Below are 20,622 nucleotides of genomic sequence, written 5' to 3' on the forward strand. Positions count from 1 at the left end.
AACCTCCTGGGAATCCGGATATGAATCGCCGTATTCTTTTTCCTGCCTACCCAGACGAAGCGCTTTCGGAAAAGGTTGCGACTTCCATGGATTTAATCAAAAAGGAAGTTCGGCTTGCGTTACTTTATTCAAAGCCGGCGCATCCAATCCATGTCGACATCAAAACAGGTAAAGGAAACAGACCAAGAAGCCCGGGCTTCCCGCGAAAGGAAGGATACGATGAATACCGTAAACGAAGAAAGCTGGCAGGCGGAAGGTCATTGGCCAATATGGATATAGCAGATTTGGCTGTACGAGCCAAGGAAGGCGACGCGGAAGCTTTTTTGGAACTGGTTGAAGCATGGAAAGGCCCGATGTACCGAATGGCGAGAACGATTCTGGGAGATCCTATTGATTGCGCCGATGCATTGCAGGAAGCGATTTTGAAAGCGTATCGTTCGGTTGGTTCGTTAAAAGAACCGGATTTTTTCAAAACGTGGATATACCGGATTTTGATCAACGAATGCAATACCATTTTGCGTAAAAAGGCGCGTATGTCGCTGCCCGGCATTCTTCCCGAAAAGGGCGGGGGAGAAGAGGACTATCGTGTGATCGAATTGAGGGAAGCCGTCGATCGGCTGAAAGAACCGCTGCGTTTGACCGTGGTACTCATATACATGGAAGATATGAAAATTTCGGAAGCGGCGCGTGTATTGGGTGTCAGCGAAGGAACGGTCAAGATGAGGCTGAAGCGCAGCCGGATTCAACTGCGGAAGTGGCTTGAGCCGATGGAAGAAGGGAAGGAACACTATGAAGCGACAAAATAATGAGCAAGATGCGGATCTGCGTCATTCGACGGCATCGCTTCGCCAAGCCGATCCGGTCGAGCTTCCGGCGGAAGTCGAGGCCCGGCTGGAAGAAACTTTTCGGATGATCCGCAGCGGAGAAGCGGCCGAGAAGCCGAATGAGGGGAACAAGCCGGTCAAGCGAAACAGCGGCCGACTGTCCAGACTGCGCCGAGGCGTCTCTATTGCCGCGGCGGGTGTACTGCTGCTGGGAGTCGCTTTGGCAGGTATAGCTTTTGCTTCGCCGTCGTTTGCCAAGTCCATGCAGTCCATACCGATTCTGGGAGGCATCTTCTCCATTTATGGAGACCGTGGATTGCGGACGGCCGAAGAAGAAGGGTTCGTGCAGCCTTCCGAGCTGAGCGAAACAATCGGGGATCTTACCGTCGGCGTGAGGAACGTGGTATTCGACGGCACGCGTATCGCGCTGGAAGTCTTCCGCGAAGGGGAAGGCCCGCTTTATAACAACGGTGATCTTAATCGACCCAAGCACGGGATGCTTGAGAAAGTCTCGGCTTTGTACGGGCAGCAGATTTTGTATCCGAGCTATCGGCCTGCGGGAGACGGCACGGTGCTCGTGACCATGGACTACGCCCTGGGAAAAGAGCTGCCGGACAAGTTCGAAGTCTCTCTGTCGCTGGAATTGGAGGGAGCGGACAAACCGTTCGAATTTGAAGTTCCGGTTGAATCCAATACTCCAAAAACCATAATCGAACAACCCCAAATGCCGAAGGAACTGGTTGAAAAAGGAGTCGTCGTCGACCGCATTATTCTGACGCCGGTCACAACCCAGGTTCTGATCCATCTGCGTCCTAAAGCCGAAGACACAGAGGGGACTTTCGTTCACGCCGATGATCTTGAATTGTTCAATATCATCTATGACGATTCTCAGCGGGAATACGATATGTTATCCGGTATGGGTGAACCGGATTCCGAGGCCGGGAGCAACCGATATTACCAGTTTGAACCGCTTGAATCTACAGCCGAATTGCTAAAACTGGGCTTTGCGATGCCGGGCGAGCAGGACGGCAAGCCGTATACGTATATCGAGATGACAATCCCGATTCCGTCCGATTTTTGACTTTTGCCGATTCTTATCCATCAATGACCGCTTTCTTCAGGAAGTGGTCATTTTCTATGAAGTCCTCTAATATGGATGGAAGAGAAGTTTTTGTTATCCGCTTGTGCTATCCAAGCCACTTAAGGAGGAATCATTCATGAGTTCCGACGCCGCAACCGCTGCCTACGAACTGCCGCCCGACAAACGCGCCAAAATCGATGCCTACCGGCTGCTCAACCGTTATGCCGTCCGGGGGCAAACCGTCTTCGCGGGCTCTTCGCTGATGGAATTTTTCCCGGTTCACGAACTGCAGCAGACATTTGGACCGGCGTTTCCATTCTATAATCGCGGGGCAGCGGGGTTCGTGACGCGAGAACTGCTGGCTGCCCTGGACGAATGCGTGCTGGAACTTGAACCGTCCCGGCTGTTTATCAATATCGGAACCAACGACATCGGCGAACCGGATTACACACTGCCCGGATTGATCGGCCGTTACGAAGAAATTCTGAAGCGGGTGCAGCAGCGGGTGCCGGACTGCCGGATCGTGACGCTGGCGTATTATCCGGTCAATGCCGACGACGAATTTGCCGGCGTGGACCGGGCAGCCGCGGCGGATCTGTTCTCGCGCCGCAGCAACCGGGCGATCCGGGAAGCAAACGAAGCGGTAGCGGACCTGTCGCGCCGGCTCGGCATCGGGCATCTCGACGTAAACGCCGGACTTGCGGACGATACCGGAAATTTGGACAAAGCGTATACGATGGACGGGATCCATCTGTATGCGAACGGCTACAAGATCGTATGGGACAATCTGCACCCCTATTTGTAGGGAGCCTGACAAGGAAGGGAGGCGCCTCTTATGAAACAGCAGCTGGACAAATATCTGAAGAGGTTTACTTCGCTCGGCGAACAGGAACGCCGGGCCATTCTGGACGAGTTGGATATCCGGGAGTATCCGAAAGGTACGATTCTGCTGGAGCAAGGAGAAATGTCGTCCACATGTTATTTCGTGCTGCAGGGCTGCCTGCGGCAGTACGCAATCGATGAAGAAGGCAGAGAGACGACCTCGAATTTCTACACGGAAGAACAGGCCATCGCCGGCTTCAACCGGTATGCACCGGAAGAAGGGTCGGACTGTTTTGTGGCCTGTCTGGAAGACTGCGTATTGGTCGTGGGAGATTTCGGGGAAGAGCGGGGCATGTTCGAACGTCATGTGCAGCTGGAGTCGATGGCCCGCCGCATGATGGAAGAACATTTGGGGAAAGTGCAGCGGGACTTTGCGGCTTTTGCCGCTTCTTCGCCGGAAGATCGATACCGCGAAGTGCTGCGGAGCCGCCCGGGTCTGACCCGGCGGGTACCGCAGCATCAGCTGGCCAGTTATCTGGGCATGACGCCCGAATCACTGAGCCGAATCAAGAAAAGGCTTCAGAGCGTTTAGGCGCCTGCAGGGCAGGCTGTCTGCCGCCTCGGGCCAGCAGCCACAAGGCAAGTCCCAGTTCGCCGGCGGCCATCGGAGCGGCAAGGACCGTCTCGAGCAGGCTGACCGCGTCGTTTCCTTCGGGCAGCAGGATTCGCAGCGAATGGACGGCCGCGTAACCGACGGAGGCGAGCAGCAGCAGGAAGCCGATCCAGCGCGGCAGGGAAGCGGCGCGCAGCGCCAGCAGGCCGAGCGTCAGCAGATGCAGACCGAACACGACAAGGCCGATCGACCAGACGAAGTCGAACAGATCCAGCGACAGCAGAATCAGCGAATCGTTCAGGCCGGGAGCCGAGAGAGCGTCGCCCCGGTCGGACAGCAGCAGCGCGGCGGCCAAGGCGGCAACCGCCGTGCCCAGCATGGCGGTATACGCCAGACGGAGCCAGGCGCCGAGCAGGGACAATCCCCGGTGTACCGGTTCGAAGAACAGGTACAGCGCCCAGGCTGCGGCTGCGTCGCAGATCAAGATAACCAGCCAGCCGAAGATTTCGGCTTTGAACAAGGCGGACGAAGACCGGAGATTGGCCGCGGTAGCCGCGGGGTTGTCCGGAATCACGATTGTGCCGTGGATCCAGCCGTAACAGAGTGCCGCCGCTGCGGCCATGATGAGCAGCGATATACCTGCTGCCACCGCCGCGCCCCGCTGCGCGGTGTTTTTTGTCGTGTGTTCCATGCGATTGCCTCCTTATGAATGATGCTGCTTTGTGTTCATCATAAAGAATGGCCGGCGCCGGCGCCTTGATTTAAGTCAAGAGGCACCCCCCTGTTTCAAAATCCCGTATCCGGTCCTTCTATTTACAGAGAAAACCCGTTTCGTAGAATCGAAGCCGGAAAGGAGAATAGGTATGCTGCTCGCCGCTTTTGCCGTGCTGTTTCTGCTTGCCTGTATACTCGCCTGGACGGTCCGCATGCCCGATATTCCGACCGCATCCGCCGCAAGCGTGATGGCGCTGGCTATTTTTACGCAGGGAGTGCTGGTCCATTTTGCGGGCAAAGGATCGACGGGCACGCAGATCGCCGCCGGATTGACGCTGCTGCTCTGGCTGTGCCTGCTGGCGGCTTATCTCGGAAGTGTGCGGGACCGCAGCTTCCAGAGCCGGCATTGGAACGATCCGGTCGGACGCTTCGCGATCGGAACCTGGGTGGCGGGCACGTCGTCCGCGCTGACGGCCGCCCACGTCAACTTCCCCGAGCTGCATTCGGTGCTCGTGCCGCTCGGCATCCTGAACGCCGGCCTGCTGATCTTCTACCTGTTCGCCGCTTCGCTGGCGGCGGGCGAGATCGCCGGGCAGTGGCGGAATTTAAAGCTGCACGGCGTTATTTTGCTGACCGTCGTTGCGATTCAATCGGTCTCGCTGATGCTGCACGAATTGTTCGGGGCCAAAGAGTATATGATCTACCGGGTGCTGGTGCTGCTCGGCATTCTGTTCTATCTGGCCGCGGCGGCGCTGCTGGTCATGCGTTATCTTCGCAAAGGCTGGAATCTCGCGGACGATTGGCCGGAAACGAACTGCATCCTCTACGGCGCGGCCGCTATTACGGGCGCCGCTGCGCTGAAATCTTCCGTCTTCCCGGACGGCGTGCTGCTGGGAATTTGGATCTTCGCCCTGCTGGTGCTCGTGATGGTGGAAGGAGCGGAAATCGTTCGCGGGGTGCTTCGCGTCCGCAAATACGGATGGGCCGAAGGGATCGGCGTCTATGCGCCGGCGCAGTGGTCCAGGCTGTTCACGCTCGGGATGTTCTACTTCTTCACGCAGCAGGGCGGGCGGATCTTCCCCGAGCATGCACACTCCTGGTTGAATGTCCTTCGTGAATGGATATTGATCGGCGGAGCGTGGATCATTGCTATACTCTTATTGGTGGAAATAGGGCTGTGGGGAGGGAGGTTTCTTCATTCTTCGTCCGCCTACCGCAAACAAGAACAATAAAATTTAACGTATAAATATACAAAAATAAGGTCGGACAGGGTATCATGGAGACATCGGCTTTTTATCCATACAGAAAACGGAGAGATGACTCATGACCCGATTCGAAAATGATTATACCCAAGGTGCCCACCCGCGTATTCTGCAGCGTCTGCTGGAGACCAATATGGATCAGACGGGCGGCTACGGCACCGACGAATACTGCGACCGCGCCCGGGCGCTGATCCGCCGCGAGTGCGATGCCGAACAGGCGGACGTTCATTTCCTCGTCGGCGGCACCCAGACCAATACGACCGTGATCGCCGCGCTGCTGCGTCCGCATCAGGGCGTGCTGGCCGCGGATACGGGGCATATCGCGGGACACGAGACCGGAGCCATCGAATCGACCGGGCATAAAGTGCTTACGCTGCCCCATCAAGACGGCAAAATCACCGCGCAGCAGGTCCGGCAGGCTTATCTCGATCATTGGAACGATGCCGCGCATCAGCATATGGTGCAGCCGGGCATGGTCTATATTTCGCAGTCGACGGAGAACGGGACCGTTTACAGCCTGGCGGAACTCGAAGCGCTCAGCGCAGTCTGCCGCGAATACGGCCTGCCGCTGTTCGTCGACGGCGCCCGGCTCGGCTATGCGCTGGCAGCCGAAGGCGGCGACGTAACGCTTGCCGACCTGGCGCGCCTGACCGACGTCTTCTACATCGGAGGCACCAAGCTCGGCGCGCTGATGGGCGAAGCGGTGGTCATCACGAACGAAGCGCTCAAGCGCGATTTCCGCTACCTGATCAAGCAGCGCGGCGGCCTGCTGGCCAAAGGACGCCTGCTCGGTATCCAGTTCGAGACGCTGTTCGAAGACGGTCTGTACTTCGAGATCTCGCGCAGCGCCGTCTCGCTGGCGGTCAAGCTCCGAGACGCGCTTGGCGGCATGGGCTTCGGCTTCCTCCACGCTTCGCCGACCAATCAGCAGTTCCCGATCCTGCCGGACCGTCTGCTCAAGGCGCTTGAAGCGAAGCATTCTTTTTCCGTCTGGGCCAAAGTGGACGGGAACCATACGGCTGTTCGCTTCTGCACAAGCTGGGGGACAACGGAGGAAGAAGTGAACGAATTGGTCGAAGATATTCGCGCCGCGGCCGTTTTGGATAAATTGGACGATTTCAATTCTGGGAAAGGTTGAATTAATCCGGGCAAGCCTGCCGATATCGTGCGCGAGATGGACAGGATGTTGGACAAGCACACGCGTTACATCCGGGAATACGGCCGCCCAATCGGCGGCCGTTTCTAATGACGTTATAGCTCCTCGTATTCTACATCAATGCTAATGCTGTCCGGAAAACCGAGGTCTTTTGCTGCATCGTCTTGCTTGCGGCCGGAGGCGGGAAGCCTGCGATGATGATCGCCGCCGCGCTGCCGCTGATCTATTATGCGACCGAGGGAGCAGCGGAGCCGGCTTGAGCGGGTGAGCGAGATGCGCGGGGAAGCGAAGCGCTGAGCGGGCACGCCGGCGGTACGGCGCCGAGGGAAGGAGCTGGCCAGGAGAAATGGACTGCGAGCACGCTTACCCGTTTCTTTTAACGAAACCAGTTAACGCTAAACGCCGTATTTGGCCGCTTTCGGCCCGCTAAGGAATCCTCATAGCGTTAAAGCTTCTTTTGGGTTGTCAAATCGCTTTATTTGCACCGATGGCGTTATGACGATTCGTTAGAATTCTTCCTGAACGTGCTGGTGTCGGCTGCAGGGGACCGATCTTCTGCCACCCAACCGCGACGCTGAAAAAAGTTGACAAGAAGCGCCCCGTCTTCTATAGTCCTTCTATTCTATGGATTCGTTGAATAGATAGACGGGAGAGAGGGTTCCGCGATGGGCGAACGGGAATTCCGGGGCAGCCTATTCGGAGCATTCGCGCAGAGGTCTTCCCAGCTCCAAGTCGGTTGAAGCCTTGTCCGACATCCGACAGCACGGCGGCTTCGGTCTCGAACGTCTGCCGGTCTCTGCAGACCTTGAGCCGCCGCCCTGCTGCGGGAACGAGAAACAGAAAGGAAGTCGAATACCATGACCGAAACGAATGCGGCGCGGCGGAAAAAGGAAACGATCCGCTATTATGCGCAGTCGCCGGAAAGACAGCGGAGATTGTACCGGCGAACGCTGCTGACGGTGATCTTGTCGCAGATCTTCGGCGGCGCGGGCCTCGCCGCAGGCGTGACCGTCGGCGCGCTGCTCGCGCAGGATATGCTGGGCACGGACAGTTTCACGGGCGTGCCGACGGCACTTTTTACATTGGGTTCGGCCGCGGCGGCGCTGCTGGTCGGTCGATACTCCCAGCGCTTCGGCCGCCGGACGGGACTCGGGCTCGGTTTTATTGCCGGAGGGATCGGCGCGGTCGGCGTAATCTTCGCGGCCCTGACGGACAGTATCGCCCTGCTGCTGGTTTCGCTGCTGATCTACGGGGCGGGCAGCGCCACCAATCTGCAGGCCCGTTACGCGGGAACGGACCTTGCCGGTCCGAACCAGCGGGCGACCGCCGCGAGTATGGCGATGGTCTTCACGACGATCGGGGCGGTGGCGGGACCTACCCTTGTCGACGTCACCGGAGATTTTGCGGTATCGATCGGCGTTCCGTCTCTGGCGGGACCGTTCATTCTGGCGGCCGCGGCGTATTTCCTGGCCGGCCTCATCCTGCTGGTCCTGCTTCGCCCCGATCCCCTGCTGGTCGCCAAAGAAGCGGCGCGGCAGGCGGAGCGTCAGGGCGAAGCGCCGGCTGCGGCCATCGATGCCGCAGCCGGCCGCCGTGGCGTTACGCTCGGCGCGCTGGTGATGATTCTGACACAGATCGTCATGGTCGCGATCATGACGATGACGCCTGTACATATGCGGCATCACGGACATGACCTGGGCGAAGTGGGGCTGGTGATCGGATTTCATATCGGCGCCATGTATCTGCCCTCGCTGATTACCGGTATTCTCGTCGACAAGATCGGCCGGATCGCCATGGCCGCGGCTTCCGGCGTCACCCTGCTGCTGGCCGGCATTGCGGCTGCGCTGGCTCCCGCCGATTCGCTGGCGATGCTGATTGTCGCGCTGGTCCTGCTCGGGCTCGGCTGGAACTTCGGCTTGATCAGCGGAACGGCTCTGATCGTGGACTCGACCGCGACGGCCAACCGCGCAAAAGTCCAGGGTTCGGTCGATGTTCTGATCGCGCTGGCCGGCGCGTCCGGAGGCATGCTGTCCGGACTGGTCGTCGCGAATTCGAGCTACGCGGTCCTCTCGTATGCGGGCGGCGCTATCGCTTTGGCGCTTGTTCCGTTCATGCTGTGGAAAGGGCCACGTCCCGCAAAAGTCTAGACGATATTCCAGACGATACAAACAGCCGGCTCCTCGGAGTCGGCTGTTTGCTGTCGGGAAAGTCCTATCCGTATGGGAAGCTTGTCCGCTGCGGGAGACATTCGTGAACGGAGGCTTCCGATGTGCCTTTCTTCGAAAGGCTTCAGGTCGCGCGTTGAAAACGAGGCAAGAGATTAAATTTCGGCCGGCACGGTACCTGGGTGCGCCTCCGCACTTTGTCCGGCAGAGCTCTCGTACTTTTTGGCCATCAGACCGATCAGCCGCTGCCGCACATCCGGCCATTCCGTATCCAGAACGCTGTAGAAAATATTGTCGTGAACAGGGCCGCCAGGCTCAATCCGGTGTTTGCGGAAAATGCCTTCCTGGACAGCGCCGATCCGCTTCACCGCCCGCTGCGAACGAAGATTCAGGCTGCTGACCGAGAGCTGCACGCGAATCACGGACATGCGCTCGAAACAATGCCGCAGCAGCAAATATTTGCATTCCGTATTGACGCCGGTCCGCCAGTAATCCGGGGACAGGAAGGTCCAGCCGATCTCGATGCCGCGATTTACCCGGTCAATGTCGCCGAGGCTGGTCGTTCCAAGGATCGAACCGGTTCGGCGTTCCGTGATGACGAATGGAATTCGGCTCTTGTCGGCCCGTTGTTCAAGCATCAGGTCGAAGTTCCGTTCAAGCTCGGCTTCCGACGGGACGGGCAGCCAGGTGTCTTTCCAGATTTCGGGACGCGCAAGCACCCGGCACAGTCCTGCGCGGTGACTTTCTTCAACCGGTGCCAGGACCACAAGCGCGCCTTGCAAAATTTCGGGTTCGTCCATAGGAATCCTCATCTTTTTCCTCCTGGTTTATCGGTCTGGGAACGGTTCTTGCCCTTATTATAGAAAAAGAAAGGTCCGCCAAGAATGAACTCGAAAGCGCAATGTATGCACGATCCGGTCAAAAAAGCGGCGATCCCCGAATCTCGCATGAAAACGCCTCCAATTATCCCGGTAGTGCCCGGGAGCCGGTTTATCATAAAATATAGAGAAGAAAGCGCATCAATAAGGAGGATCACCATGTCTGTCGAAACCAATTATCCGTTTCAGAATACATCGCTTCCGCTCGAGGAGCGCGTAAACGACCTCGTCTCCCGCTTTACCCTGGACGAGAAAGTCGACCTGATGATCCAATACCAAACGGCCGTCGAACGGCTTGGCGTCAAACCTTACAAACACGGTACGGAAGCCGCCCACGGCATGGCCTGGCTCGGCGAAGCGACCGGTTATCCGCAGCCGATCGGCTTGTCGAGCATCTGGGACGAAGAACTTCTCCAAGAAATCGGCGGCGCGATCGGCGACGAAGCCCGCGGTTTCTACAAAAGAAATCCCGAAACCAACGGTTTGACGCTGTGGGCCCCGACCGTCGATATGGAGCGCGATCCGCGCTGGGGACGGACCGAAGAAGCGTACGGCGAAGATCCGATTCTGGCCGGCAAGCTCTCGTCCGCTCTCGTCAAAGGCATCCAGGGCGATCATCCCAAGTATCTGAAAGCGGTTGCCACCTTGAAGCATTTTATCGGCAACAATAACGAAGTGGGCCGCGGCGACGCTTCGGTCAGTATCGATCCGCGCAATATGCGCGAATATTACCTCAAAGCGTTCGAGATTCCGTTCAAGGAAGGCGGCGCGCAGTCAATGATGACGTCGTACAACGCCGTCAACGGCGTGCCGGCCAACCTGAATCCGGATGTCAACGGTATCGTGAAGGAAGAATGGGGCATGGACGGCTTTGTCGTCAGCGACGCGTTCGACGTGTCCGGCACGGTGCGCGACCACGGCTATCTGGAATCGCATACGGAAGCCGTGGCCCGTTCCGTCAAGGAAGGCGGCATCGACAGCCTGACCGACGACGGCGAATTGATGAAAAGTTCGCTGCGCGAAGCGCTTCAAGACGGTCAGATCACGGAAGCCGATCTCGACGTCGCGCTGCGCAACACGTTCCGCGTGCGTTTCCGCCTGGGCGAATTCGATCCGGAAGAAGGCAACCCGTACGCTTCGATCGACGAATCCGTCATCATGAACAAGAAGCATGAAGAACTGGCCCGCACCGCGGCGCGCAAAGCGATCGTGCTGCTCAAAAACGACAACAAAACGCTGCCGCTGCAGGCGGACAAGCTGAGCAAAGTCGCCGTCATCGGACCGCTCGGCGGCACCGTCTACCGCGACTGGTACAGCGGCGAACTGCCGTACGCGATCACGCCGCTCGAAGGCATCCAGCAGAAGCTGGACGGCGCGGGGCAGGGCGGACAGACGAAGTTTGCCGGGGGAACGGACCGCATCAAGCTGAAGTCGAAAAAGAACGGCAAATACGTCAAGCTGCAGACTGCCGAAGAGTCGCCGCTTGCGGCATCGGCCGAATCGGCGGACGAAGCGTCCGTATTCGAGCTGACCGATTGGGGTTGGGAGAATGCCACGCTGATCGCCGAAGAGAACGGCCTATACGTGACGACCGACGACCGGATCGTCAAAGCTTCGGCGAACCGCATCTGGGAATGGTTCACGAAGGAAGTGTTCCTCGTTCGTCCGGAGAACGGCGCAGCGCCGCAGGACGCGGCTTCGATCACGTTCTCGACGTGGAAAAGCGCGCCGGTCACGGTAGGGGACAGCGGCGAACTGCTGTCGGGCGACGGCCGCGCCGAAGAAACGTCGAACGAGATCGACGCGGGCGGCACGTCCGCGCTCGACAATTCCGCGGCGGAAGCGCTGCAGGCCGATGCGTTCGACGTGGAGACCGTCACGGACAAGTTCGAAGCGGCCCGCATCGCAGCCCGCAATGCGGAAGTCGCCGTCGTCTTCGTCGGCAACCACCCGCTGATCAACGGCAAAGAGACGGTCGACCGTCCGGACATCACGCTGCCGCAGTCGCAGGAGCAGCTGATCAAGGAAGTCATGTCCGTCAATCCGAACACGATCGTCGTCGTGGTCGGCAGCTATCCGTACGCCCTGAACTGGGTGAACGACAACGTGCCGGCCGTGCTCTATTCGACGCATGCCGGCCAGGAAGTGGGCCGCGCGATCGCGGACGTGCTGTTCGGTGAAGAAAATCCGGCCGGCCGCTTGAGCATGACCTGGTACAAATCGGTCGACCAACTGCCGGAATTCATGGATTACGATATCATCCAGGGCAGCCGCACGTACCGTTACTTCGAAGGCGACGCGCTGTATCCGTTCGGCTACGGCCTCTCGTACACGACGTTCCGCTACGACGGCCTGACGCTCGGCAGCCCGAGTATCGAAGGTTCCGCCGAAGCAACGATTTCGCTGAAGGTCACAGTGACCAATGCGGGCGAGCTGGACGGCGAAGAAGTGGTGCAGATCTACGGCCGCGTGGATCAATCCCGCGTGAAGCGTCCGCTCAAGCAGCTGCTCGCTTTCCGCCGGATCAAGCTGGCCGCGGGCGAGACGGCCGAAGCGTCCTTCGACATTCCCTTGTCGGAACTGGCCGTATGGGACGTCACCCGCGATCGCTTCGTGATCGAGAACGGCGCCTACACGCTGTCCGCCGGTCCGTCTTCGGGCGAACTTCCGGTCAGCGCAGCGCTTGAAGTCGCCGGCGAGACCATTCCGCCGCGCGATCTGACGCAGCCCACCCGCGCCGTCAATTACGACGCTTACGCGGGCGTCATTCTCGGCGAATGCCACGAAGGCGGCAGCGCGATCGAAGTGACCGGCAGCGAAGGCTGGATCGCGTTCAACGATGCCGAATTCGGCTCGGGCACCGCTTCCGTGACGATCCGCGCCGCAAGCGTGGACGGCGGTACGATCGACGTCCGCGTGGGCGGACCGGAAGGCCAACTGGCCGGCACGGTTTCCGTCGAAGCCGGCGGCGCCCAGCAGTGGAACGATGCGACGATCAGCCTTGAGGGCGTAAGCGGCCGGCAGGACGTCTACGTGATGCTGAACGGCAAAGTATCCGTCAGCAGCCTCCGTTTCGCCTAGAAAACAAACGAAAGGGTTCCCCATCGAGGGGAACCCTTTTGCTATGGCGAGTTGAATCCACATACCAAAAAAGCGAAATGTCGGACAACGGATGTCCGAATCTTCGTTTTTGGGCATACGGGATACAGAGGGCAGAATGTTATCTCATGTTGTTGAGGATCGACGAACGGGAATCCTGCATTTTCTTCACGAAATTCGTCATCATGTCAAAGGCTTCGTTGCGTTTGTTGCTCAGCGATTGCAGACGCAGCATGTCCATCTGCCGGGTATTGCCGAGCGCGTCGATCTGGGCTGTGAGCTTGGCGATGTCTTCGGGAGTCGACGTGCCGTTATTGCGGGCATCGGACAGCTGCGAATTCAGGATCGCGATCTGCACGTTGCGTTCTTGAATACTATTAAGCTGGTCTTTGAGCTGCTGCTCCAGCAGTTGGGCTCGCTGCTGCTGAACCTCCATCAGCGCCGATTCAAGATCCATCGATTGAAGGCTCTGATAATTGATCGGGGATACGCTCGAGATCGAATCAGCCGAAACCGGAGCTGCGACCACTACAGCCGCTACAGCCGCAAAGGCCGAAGTCGCGATCGCTTTTTTGATATTTTTCATTCGTTTTCCCCATCTCTGTAAATAATAGGTACCCTAGCTTACTCGGCAGCTTCCGCAAGCTTATCTCCTGATTTTGAAATAATCAATTCTGTTTAATCAAATTTAAATAAAATAGTCGGAATGCGCGGTTAGCGACCCGGACTTTTTTTGTTTTATAATGGCTGTATGCGTGTTGAAGAAACAGACAAGGGGGCAGGCCGTGAAAAAGTTCGATGAAGCGTTGGCCTATGTCGACAAATTGTGGTATGTCCCCAATCGGTTGATCGTAGAATCCGTTCGGGAAGAAGCGCAAAATTCGGAGTATGGAGCAGGCGGATTTCGGCTGAATTCCAGATCGGTCCGATTCAGAGTCGCCAAGATCACCCCTGCCAAGAGCGGACAATTCGTTTTCCCCAAAGAAGTGCTGCTCCGGCAAAATATTCTCCGGACGGCGTCCGCAAAAGGAAAAATGGCAATCCGGGTCTATCCCGAGTGGGAGAATCCGACGAGCAGGCAGGCGGTCCAAACGCAGAAATGGCAGTTGGAATACTTTGTCGGGATGGATGCTGCGGGGAATTCCCCCCGATCCAGACTACTGGAGCTGTACGCCAACTGATTCCCGTTTACAAAGGGCACCCCGCAGAAAAGAGGAGAATATGGAATCCGAAAAAAAACCGCCCGGCGTCGAGATCGTCCGATTCGAAAACGAACATATTTCTTATATCAACGATATGAACGAAGTGTTTCCGATCTTCGGCCGCCTTGTGCCGAGTTTCCAAGGCGGCGTCTGGACGCATGAGGAAGAGCTGTTCGGGCGAAAATCGTTCCTCCGTTTTCCCGACGACCGGCTGGATTGGGAGAGCTATATCGGCAGCGACCGCAAAGCCGTATTCCTCGCCTTCCATGGAGAGAGGTGTATCGGCCAGATCCGTTTGGTGCAGGATTGGACGGGTTACGCCTATATCGAGAACATCGCCGTGCGCGGTTCGCACCGCGGAAGCGGCACGGCTGCCCGACTGCTGGACGAAGCGGAGCGATGGGCGCGCGAGCAGGAGCTGCACGGGCTGTCGCTCGAAGCGCAGGACGATAATCTGGCCGCCTGCCGCTTCTATCTGAAGCAGGGCATGATCCTCGGCGGCGCCGATACGCTTAAGCAGGCGTTCAACCCGGAGATCGGCACGACGCTGTATTTTTACAAAATATTCGAAGCTTCGGAATAGGCGGAGACGGCCGAAACGAAGAGAAAGCAGGTGAACCCTATGATCCGGGGACTGTTCGAAACCCATATCAATGTCAGCGACTACAAGATTTCGGCCGAGTTTTACGAACAGGTGCTGGACTTGATTCCGCTGCACGAAGATCCGGCGCGCAGATCGAAGTTTTATTGGGTCGGTCGGCCCGGCGAAGCCATGTTCGGTATTCGGGAGCATTATCCGTCGCCGCTTGTGCAGCGTCAGCATTTCGCGTTCCGCGTCGGCCTGGAGGACCTGGAGAAGGCGCGTACCCGGTTGGAAGACCGCGGTCTGGAGACGACGAACTTTTTCGGCGAAAAGGATGCACCGCTCAGCGTATTTCCGTTCATGCCGGCGGTATCCGTCTACTTCGACGATCCCGACGGCCATTCGGTCGAGCTGCTGGCGATGCTCGGCGATGCGCCGAGACCCGAGCTTGCGATCCTACCCTGGCCGGAATGGAAGCGGATATGCGGGAGGGAATGAACCCCGGCAATGTAAAAAGGATCGCGGAAGAAGCAAATCTTGCGAATCTGCCGCGATCCGGCCATTCTAACAATAGTACAATCGTTCTAAAGGAGAATCGGCATGAACAAACGGCATTACGACAGCGGAGAGACCCGGCGGATTATCGCGGAGAAGGCGGGCAAACTTTTTGCTCAAAAAGGATTTGCGGCGACATCCATAGCGGACATCTCGCGGGAATCCGGATTCAGCAAGGGCCATATCTATTATCATTTTGATAACAAAGAGAAGCTGTTCGTCGCGCTCGCGAAAGATACGATGCGGACATGGGAAGAGAAATGGTCGGCGGTCGAGCCCAATTATCAGACCGCGACGGAGAAACTGTATGCGGTGGCCCGGTTCGCGATGAACAATTACAAAACGCCGCTGCTGCACGTCGGGCAGGAACTGGCGGGCAGCCCGAACACCGATCCGGAGACGCTGCGGCAGCTGCGGGAGTTGGCGGAAACGCCGATGGGCGTATACGGAGCCATTTTGCGGCAGGGTATCGAAGAGGGGGAATTCGGGATCGACGATCTGCCGGGTGCGACTTTTCTGTTTGGCACTTGGGTCGGCTCACTCTGTCCGCTGATTTTCTCCATGGAGTCGGAGGCGCTTGAGCGGCTGTTCCGACAGGGGGTCGGTATTTTTCTGGGAGGAATCCGGCGGAATTGAGGGTTCCTTTCTCAAGATTAGAACGATTGTACTAATCATTCTAATCAAAAAGGAGTGAGGGTTATGGGAACAGAAACATCATGGCAGCCGTCAACGGCCGAACGTCGGGTCGCGATCGTTACGGGAGCGGCTTCGGGCATCGGACGGGCGATCGCGCGAATTGGCGGGACGCGGAATAGACGTTTTCATTGCGGATATTGACGAGGCAGGCGGAGAGAGGACGGCGGAAGAGAGGGGGAAAGCGGGCGGCGCATCGCAGTCTGATGCGGCTGGTCTGCCGCGTATCGCGCGAGGCCAGGAGCGAGAAGGCGGATAAACCTGCCGAGGCGGCCATGTAGTCGGTGCGGGAGGTGTACAAGGCAAAAAACGGACCCGCTGGCATGGTGCCGGAGCGGGTCCGCTTTGTTTTTGAAACCGTATCGGCATCATGTAACGAAAGTTTGGACAGCAGCGCCGACGCATAGATGATAAACGTGGCGCTCACGAGCGTATTGACGTTCTTCAGCATATCGAATTTATCCGAGAATGCGGGTCCTGCAGCCTCGTCCTTGGCCGACACGATCAGGATCGGAACCCGGCATCGTCTTCGATAATAAGCGGATTTCCTTCCACGGGTGTTCTCCTCCTCCGTACGGGTACACCCTGTCCCTCCAAACTGGAAATGGGCGGCATTCTCCTATACTGTAAGGGAGTAGATCATTTTCAACAAGGAGGCCTTTTCCATGACCGATATTTCCGCCAACCCGACCGCCGGATGGAACTTCGATAACAGCTATGCCAGGCTGCCCGAAATTTTCTACAGTTCGCTTCCTCCGGTACCGGTCCGCGAACCGCAGACCGTGATCTTGAACGACAGATTGGCCGCCGAACTCGGACTGAATCCCGATTGGCTGCACAGCGAAGAAGCCGCGTCCGTATTCGGCGGCAATACGCTGCCGGAAGGGTCGCGGCCGCTCGCCCAGGCTTATGCCGGTCACCAGTTCGGCGGCTTCAACCGGCTGGGCGACGGCCGGGCGGTGCTGCTCGGCGAGCAGCTGACGCCAAGCGGACACAGGATCGATATCCAGCTCAAAGGCTCCGGCCGCACGCCGTTCTCGCGCGGAGGCGACGGCCGGGCCGCGCTTGGCCCGATGCTGCGCGAATATATCATCAGCGAAGCGATGTACGCACTCGGAATCCCGACGACACGCAGCCTCGCCGTCACCGCGACCGGCGAGCCGATCCGCCGCGAAAAGGAGCTGCCTGGTGCAGTGCTGACCCGCACGGCGGCCAGCCATCTGCGCGTCGGCACGTTCCAGTACGCGGCGCAGTGGGGCGGGCCCGACGCGGTCCGGACGCTTGCGGACTACGCGATCGAACGCCATTATCCGGAGATCGGCACGGACGAAGCCGTCGAGGACGGCGAGCGTTACGCGAGCTTCCTGCAAAGCGTCGTGGAACGCCAGGCGGCGCTGATTGCGCAGTGGATGCAGGTGGGCTTTATCCACGGGGTGATGAACACCGACAATATGACGATCAGCGGAGAAAGTATCGACTACGGCCCATGCGCGTTCCTGGACGCTTACGACCCTTCGACCGTATTCAGCTCGATCGACACGGGCGGCCGCTACGCCTACGGCAACCAGCCGCCGATAGCGCTCTGGAACCTGACGCGTCTGGCCGAGACGCTGATTCCGCTGCTGGACGAGGATTCGGAGCGTGCCGTCGAGATCGCCCAGGACATTCTGGGCCGCTTCGAACGTCTGTATCTGGATGCCTGGTTTGACGGCATGCGGGCCAAGCTCGGTCTGTTCGGCCGGGAAGAAGAAGACGAGAAGCTGATCGCCGATCTGCTGGATCTGGTCAAAGCTTTCCGCGCCGATTATACGAATACGTTCGTTGCCTTGACGTTCGACCGGGGTGAAATCGTTCCCGGCCAGCGCACCCTGGCGGGCAGCGAATCGCAGGTCCGCGTCGGTGCGCCGCCTACGCGCACCGCGGCGATTCCCGGCGCGGACGCCCTGATCGCAAGCGGCGAATACCGCGTCTGGCGCGAGCGCTGGCAGCAGCGGCTGGAACGCCAGACGCAGTCGCGCGAAGAATCGGTCGAGATGATGCGCCGCCACAATCCGGCGGTAATCCCGCGCAACCACCGCGTGGAAGAAGCGCTCGCCGCCGCTTCGAACGCAGACGATTACGGTCCCCTGCATCGTCTGCTGGCCGCATTGGCCGACCCCTACGCGCACTCCGCCGAACAGGCGCAGTATGCGCAGCTTCCTCCGGATGCGGGCGAAGGCTACCGCACGTTCTGCGGAACCTGAGCGTTCGGGCAGCCGGAGATTGCCTGCCTTTGTATACGCAAAAGTGCCGCTTCGGAAACCGTCCGAAGCGGCACTTTTTTATCTGGCTTCCGAAAGGAGCGCGAACGCTTCCTCTTTGCTGCGAACCGACAGCAGGCCCGCGCGGCAGTCGTCGTCCATCCGTTTTTGCAGCAGCATTTGCAAAAAAACAGAAAAGGGTTTCGGAAAATCCGGAAAGGAAGCGTATAATGGTCTCAAACCAATCAAGGGGTGAAAGCTGTGATCAGACCGACCGAAGACCAGCAGTATTACGAACTGACAAGCCCAACCGAGCTGCCCAAGGCATCGGGTTTTCTTTGGAACAACCAGATGATGGTCCATATGAACTGCCGCGGTTACGCCGTCGCCCAATTTATGCAGCCGGAACCGGCCAAGTATTCGTATGCGCCCAATCTGGAAGCCAAAACGTTCATGCAGCCGGAACAACCGTACTACGCGCATCACCCCGGCCGCTTTCTTTTTGTCAAAGATGAAGAGAGCGGTTACATCTTCTCCGCGCCTTACGAGCCGGCCCGCCAGGTTCCCGACAAGTACGTCTTCGCCGCCGGCAAGCACGACATACGCTGGACGATCGAACACTGGGATCTGCGCATCGAGATGACGCTGACGCTTCCGAGGGAAGGAGCGGCGGAGCTGTGGAAGATCAGAGTGAAGAACACGGGTCCGCGTACGCGCAAGATCAGTATTTATCCGTATTTCAGCGTCGGCTACATGTCCTGGATGAACCAGTCCGGCGTCTACGACGAGCGGCTTGGGGCCATCGTCTGTTCGTCGATTACGCCGTACCAGAAAGTGCAGGATTATCCGGCTATCAAGAATCTGAAGGATAAGACCTATCTGCTGGCGGAAAAGAAACCGGATGCGTGGGAAGTCAGCCAGGAAGCGTTCGAAGGCGAAGGCGGCATTATGCGCCCTTCGGCACTCGAGAACGGCCTGCTCTCCTGCGGCGACGCCCGTTACGAGATGCCGACGGCGGCCCTGCAGTACCGGATTCGGCCCGAAGCGGGCGAGGAGCTGGAATACCGGTTCGTGTTCGGGCCGGCCAAGGACGAAGAAGAGATCGCGGACATTCGGGAGCGGTACTTCGGCCCGGCCAAAGAGTCCGGCGCGGCTTCGACCGAAGACGGTTTCGAAGCGGCGGCCCGCGCGTATGCGGCGTATATCGCCGAAGGCCGCGGCTGCCTGACAATCGAGACGCCGGACAAAGCCCTCGACAATTTCGTCAACGAGTGGCTGCCGCGCCAGGTCTATTACCACGGCGTGACCAACCGGCTGTCGACCGATCCGCAGACGCGCAATTACCTGCAGGATCATATGGGCATGAGCTATATCGATCCGGCCAGTACGAGAACGGCGTTTCTTACCGCGCTGTCCCAGCAGCGTCCCGACGGTTCCATGCCGGACGGCATCGTGCTGTACGAAGGCGCGGAGCTGAAATATATCAATCAGGTGCCGCATACCGACCACTGCGTCTGGCTGCCGGTCTGCCTAAGCGCCTATCTCGACGAGACGAACGATTATGCGCTGCTGGAGGAAGAAGTGACCTATGCCGGCGGGGCGAAAACAGGTACCGTGTTCGAGCATATCGATTTGGCGGTCCAATGGCTGATCGGCGACCGCGACGAACGCGGACTGAACTATATCAATCAGGGCGACTGGTGCGATCCGATGAATATGGTCGGCTACAAAGGGCGCGGGGTGTCCGGTTGGCTGACGATCGCCACGGCGTACGCCTGCCGGATCTGGGCGGACATGTGCGAGCAGTACGGCCGAACGGAAGAAGCGGCGAACTACCGGGAGCAGGCCGAAGAGATCAACGGCGCGGTCAACCGCCATCTGTGGGACGGCGACTGGTATGCCCGCGGCATTACCGACGACGGAGTGCCGTTCGGCATCAGCGCGGACGAAGAAGGACGCATTTTCATCAATCCGCAGGGCTGGTCGCTGCTGAGCGGCGCGGCAGATCAGGAGAAGAAGGAGAAGCTGATCCGGGCGGTCGAAGAGCAGCTGGAGAGTCCTTACGGCGTGGAGAAATTGGCGCCTTCGTATACGGCGATGCGCGAAGACGTCGGCCGGGTGACGCAGAAGCATCCGGGTTCGGCGGAGAACGGAGCGGTCTACAACCACGCCGCGGCTTTCTATATCTACGCGCTGTATACGGTCGGAGAGAAAGAGAACGCCTACCGGCTGCTGCGCAAAATGCTGCCCGGCACCGATCCGGCCGACATCAAGCGGCGCGGGCAGCTGCCGGTATTCATTCCGAACTATTACCGGGGCGCTTACCGCCAATTCCCGCGTACCGCGGGACGCTCGAGCCATCTGTTCAACACGGGCACGGTCCCTTGGGTTTACCGATGCGTGATCGACGGACTGCTGGGGGTGCAGGGAACGCCGGAAGGTCTGCGTATCGCTCCGCAGCTGCCGGCGGACTGGAACGAAGCTTCGGCCGTCCGGACTTTCCGCGGCGCGGAATTCCGGATCGCGATCAAGCGCGAAGCGGGCGTGAGCGGAACCGAAGTGTATGCGGGAAGCGGCGGCGTACGGGGCGTACGGCTTGAAGGCGGGATCGTACGCGGTGCTCAGGCCGGCGAAACGTACGAAGTGACAGTCAGGCTTCCGCTCGAAGGCTAGACCATCAACAATAAAAAGACGGCAGGCCTCCATCGTACGCGGATACGATGAACGGCCTGCCG

18 protein-coding genes are annotated in these 20,622 nt (G+C 58.8%); 14 read left to right on the top strand and 4 right to left on the bottom strand.

Annotated features, from left to right (window positions below; all coding sequences use genetic code 11):
• Window positions 1-20: 20 nt before the first annotated feature.
• From HOP44_RS15850 to HOP44_RS15865, 4 genes are all read left to right on the top strand, one after another.
• A complete protein-coding gene (locus HOP44_RS15850; RefSeq protein ID WP_246369856.1) occupies window positions 21-806 on the top strand; it encodes an RNA polymerase sigma factor in 786 nt (261 codons plus the stop codon).
• Complete coding sequence (locus HOP44_RS15855; protein ID WP_172255021.1) at window positions 790-1,905, top strand: DUF4179 domain-containing protein; 1,116 nt, start codon at window positions 790-792, stop codon at window positions 1,903-1,905. Before HOP44_RS15850 ends, HOP44_RS15855 begins: the two co-directional genes overlap by 17 nt.
• Window positions 1,906-2,041: 136 nt before the next feature.
• Window positions 2,042-2,710: a GDSL-type esterase/lipase family protein gene (locus HOP44_RS15860; RefSeq protein ID WP_172255023.1), complete on the top strand. Its 669-nt coding sequence runs from the start codon at window positions 2,042-2,044 to the stop codon at window positions 2,708-2,710.
• 30 nt (window positions 2,711-2,740) lie between these two features.
• Window positions 2,741-3,319: a Crp/Fnr family transcriptional regulator gene (locus HOP44_RS15865; protein ID WP_172255025.1), complete on the top strand. Its 579-nt coding sequence runs from the start codon at window positions 2,741-2,743 to the stop codon at window positions 3,317-3,319.
• Here HOP44_RS15865 and HOP44_RS15870 read toward each other — a convergent pair.
• Window positions 3,294-4,031 carry a DUF4386 domain-containing protein gene (locus HOP44_RS15870; RefSeq protein ID WP_172255027.1) on the bottom strand — a complete coding sequence of 246 codons (738 nt, stop codon included), beginning with the start codon at window positions 4,029-4,031 and terminating at the stop codon, window positions 3,294-3,296. The genes HOP44_RS15865 and HOP44_RS15870 overlap by 26 nt on opposite strands.
• Before the next feature lie 172 nt (window positions 4,032-4,203).
• Here HOP44_RS15870 and HOP44_RS15875 point away from each other — a divergent pair, with 172 nt between their 5' ends.
• The 3 genes from HOP44_RS15875 (at window position 4,204) to HOP44_RS15885 (ending at window position 8,619) form a co-directional block, all read left to right on the top strand.
• On the top strand, window positions 4,204-5,286 hold the full coding sequence (locus tag HOP44_RS15875; protein WP_172255029.1) for a hypothetical protein: 1,083 nt from the start codon (window positions 4,204-4,206) through the stop codon (window positions 5,284-5,286).
• Window positions 5,287-5,377: 91 nt separating this feature from the next.
• On the top strand, window positions 5,378-6,454 hold the full coding sequence (locus tag HOP44_RS15880; protein WP_172255031.1) for a threonine aldolase family protein: 1,077 nt from the start codon (window positions 5,378-5,380) through the stop codon (window positions 6,452-6,454).
• An 875-nt stretch (window positions 6,455-7,329) separates the two neighbouring features.
• On the top strand, window positions 7,330-8,619 hold the full coding sequence (locus HOP44_RS15885) for an MFS transporter (protein ID WP_172255033.1): 1,290 nt from the start codon (window positions 7,330-7,332) through the stop codon (window positions 8,617-8,619).
• Window positions 8,620-8,792: 173 nt separating this feature from the next.
• Here the strand turns inward: HOP44_RS15885 and HOP44_RS15890 are convergent, their stop codons facing one another.
• Window positions 8,793-9,449: a GNAT family N-acetyltransferase gene (locus HOP44_RS15890; protein ID WP_172255035.1), complete on the bottom strand. Its 657-nt coding sequence runs from the start codon at window positions 9,447-9,449 to the stop codon at window positions 8,793-8,795.
• 225 nt (window positions 9,450-9,674) lie between these two features.
• Here HOP44_RS15890 and HOP44_RS15895 point away from each other — a divergent pair, with 225 nt between their 5' ends.
• Window positions 9,675-12,596: a glycoside hydrolase family 3 C-terminal domain-containing protein gene (locus HOP44_RS15895; protein WP_172255037.1), complete on the top strand. Its 2,922-nt coding sequence runs from the start codon at window positions 9,675-9,677 to the stop codon at window positions 12,594-12,596.
• 139 nt (window positions 12,597-12,735) lie between these two features.
• Here HOP44_RS15895 and HOP44_RS15900 read toward each other — a convergent pair whose 3' ends face one another.
• A complete protein-coding gene (locus HOP44_RS15900; RefSeq protein ID WP_172255039.1) occupies window positions 12,736-13,200 on the bottom strand; it encodes a hypothetical protein in 465 nt (154 codons plus the stop codon).
• Between the two features lie 199 nt (window positions 13,201-13,399).
• On the opposite strand from HOP44_RS15900, the gene HOP44_RS15905 reads away from it, so the two are divergent.
• The 4 genes from HOP44_RS15905 (at window position 13,400) to HOP44_RS15920 (ending at window position 15,590) form a co-directional block, all read left to right on the top strand.
• Window positions 13,400-13,795: a MepB family protein gene (locus HOP44_RS15905; protein WP_172255041.1), complete on the top strand. Its 396-nt coding sequence runs from the start codon at window positions 13,400-13,402 to the stop codon at window positions 13,793-13,795.
• Between the two features lie 40 nt (window positions 13,796-13,835).
• Window positions 13,836-14,399 carry a GNAT family N-acetyltransferase gene (locus tag HOP44_RS15910; RefSeq protein ID WP_172255043.1) on the top strand — a complete coding sequence of 188 codons (564 nt, stop codon included), beginning with the start codon at window positions 13,836-13,838 and terminating at the stop codon, window positions 14,397-14,399.
• 39 nt (window positions 14,400-14,438) lie between these two features.
• Window positions 14,439-14,897, top strand: a complete 459-nt coding sequence (locus HOP44_RS15915) for a VOC family protein (RefSeq protein WP_172255316.1) — start codon at window positions 14,439-14,441, stop codon at window positions 14,895-14,897.
• Window positions 14,898-14,999: 102 nt separating this feature from the next.
• On the top strand, window positions 15,000-15,590 hold the full coding sequence (locus HOP44_RS15920) for a TetR/AcrR family transcriptional regulator (RefSeq protein WP_172255045.1): 591 nt from the start codon (window positions 15,000-15,002) through the stop codon (window positions 15,588-15,590).
• Window positions 15,591-15,708: 118 nt separating this feature from the next.
• Here HOP44_RS15920 and HOP44_RS15925 read toward each other — a convergent pair whose 3' ends face one another.
• Window positions 15,709-16,098: a hypothetical protein gene (locus HOP44_RS15925; protein WP_172255047.1), complete on the bottom strand. Its 390-nt coding sequence runs from the start codon at window positions 16,096-16,098 to the stop codon at window positions 15,709-15,711.
• A gap of 214 nt (window positions 16,099-16,312) precedes the next feature.
• On the opposite strand from HOP44_RS15925, the gene HOP44_RS15930 reads away from it, so the two are divergent.
• Both HOP44_RS15930 and HOP44_RS15935 read left to right on the top strand, forming a co-directional pair.
• The gene (locus tag HOP44_RS15930; protein WP_172255049.1) at window positions 16,313-17,890 is read left to right on the top strand and encodes a protein adenylyltransferase SelO; all 1,578 of its coding nucleotides are present in this window, start codon (window positions 16,313-16,315) and stop codon (window positions 17,888-17,890) included.
• A 258-nt stretch (window positions 17,891-18,148) separates the two neighbouring features.
• Window positions 18,149-20,560: a GH36-type glycosyl hydrolase domain-containing protein gene (locus HOP44_RS15935; RefSeq protein WP_172255051.1), complete on the top strand. Its 2,412-nt coding sequence runs from the start codon at window positions 18,149-18,151 to the stop codon at window positions 20,558-20,560.
• Window positions 20,561-20,622 lie beyond the last annotated feature (62 nt).

Origin of the sequence: Saccharibacillus deserti, from assembly GCF_013618475.1 — a bacterium.
In the GTDB taxonomy this organism is placed as follows: Bacteria; Bacillota; Bacilli; order Paenibacillales; family Paenibacillaceae; genus Saccharibacillus; species Saccharibacillus deserti.

Excerpts from the sequence above, each read along its gene's own strand:
- HOP44_RS15855 (WP_172255021.1), top strand. The coding sequence starts at position 790 with ATGAAGCGACAAAATAATGAGCAAGATGCGGATCTGCGTCATTCGACG.
- HOP44_RS15900 (WP_172255039.1), bottom strand. The coding sequence starts at position 13,200 with ATGAAAAATATCAAAAAAGCGATCGCGACTTCGGCCTTTGCGGCTGTA.
- HOP44_RS15890 (WP_172255035.1), bottom strand. The coding sequence starts at position 9,449 with ATGAGGATTCCTATGGACGAACCCGAAATTTTGCAAGGCGCGCTTGTG.
- HOP44_RS15915 (WP_172255316.1), top strand. The coding sequence starts at position 14,439 with ATGATCCGGGGACTGTTCGAAACCCATATCAATGTCAGCGACTACAAG.
- HOP44_RS15850 (WP_246369856.1), top strand. The coding sequence starts at position 21 with ATGAATCGCCGTATTCTTTTTCCTGCCTACCCAGACGAAGCGCTTTCG.
- HOP44_RS15925 (WP_172255047.1), bottom strand. The coding sequence starts at position 16,098 with ATGCTGAAGAACGTCAATACGCTCGTGAGCGCCACGTTTATCATCTAT.
- HOP44_RS15910 (WP_172255043.1), top strand. The coding sequence starts at position 13,836 with ATGGAATCCGAAAAAAAACCGCCCGGCGTCGAGATCGTCCGATTCGAA.
- HOP44_RS15865 (WP_172255025.1), top strand. The coding sequence starts at position 2,741 with ATGAAACAGCAGCTGGACAAATATCTGAAGAGGTTTACTTCGCTCGGC.
- HOP44_RS15930 (WP_172255049.1), top strand. The coding sequence starts at position 16,313 with ATGACCGATATTTCCGCCAACCCGACCGCCGGATGGAACTTCGATAAC.
- HOP44_RS15870 (WP_172255027.1), bottom strand. The coding sequence starts at position 4,031 with ATGGAACACACGACAAAAAACACCGCGCAGCGGGGCGCGGCGGTGGCA.
- HOP44_RS15920 (WP_172255045.1), top strand. The coding sequence starts at position 15,000 with ATGAACAAACGGCATTACGACAGCGGAGAGACCCGGCGGATTATCGCG.
- HOP44_RS15885 (WP_172255033.1), top strand. The coding sequence starts at position 7,330 with ATGACCGAAACGAATGCGGCGCGGCGGAAAAAGGAAACGATCCGCTAT.
- HOP44_RS15895 (WP_172255037.1), top strand. The coding sequence starts at position 9,675 with ATGTCTGTCGAAACCAATTATCCGTTTCAGAATACATCGCTTCCGCTC.
- HOP44_RS15875 (WP_172255029.1), top strand. The coding sequence starts at position 4,204 with ATGCTGCTCGCCGCTTTTGCCGTGCTGTTTCTGCTTGCCTGTATACTC.
- HOP44_RS15880 (WP_172255031.1), top strand. The coding sequence starts at position 5,378 with ATGACCCGATTCGAAAATGATTATACCCAAGGTGCCCACCCGCGTATT.
- HOP44_RS15860 (WP_172255023.1), top strand. The coding sequence starts at position 2,042 with ATGAGTTCCGACGCCGCAACCGCTGCCTACGAACTGCCGCCCGACAAA.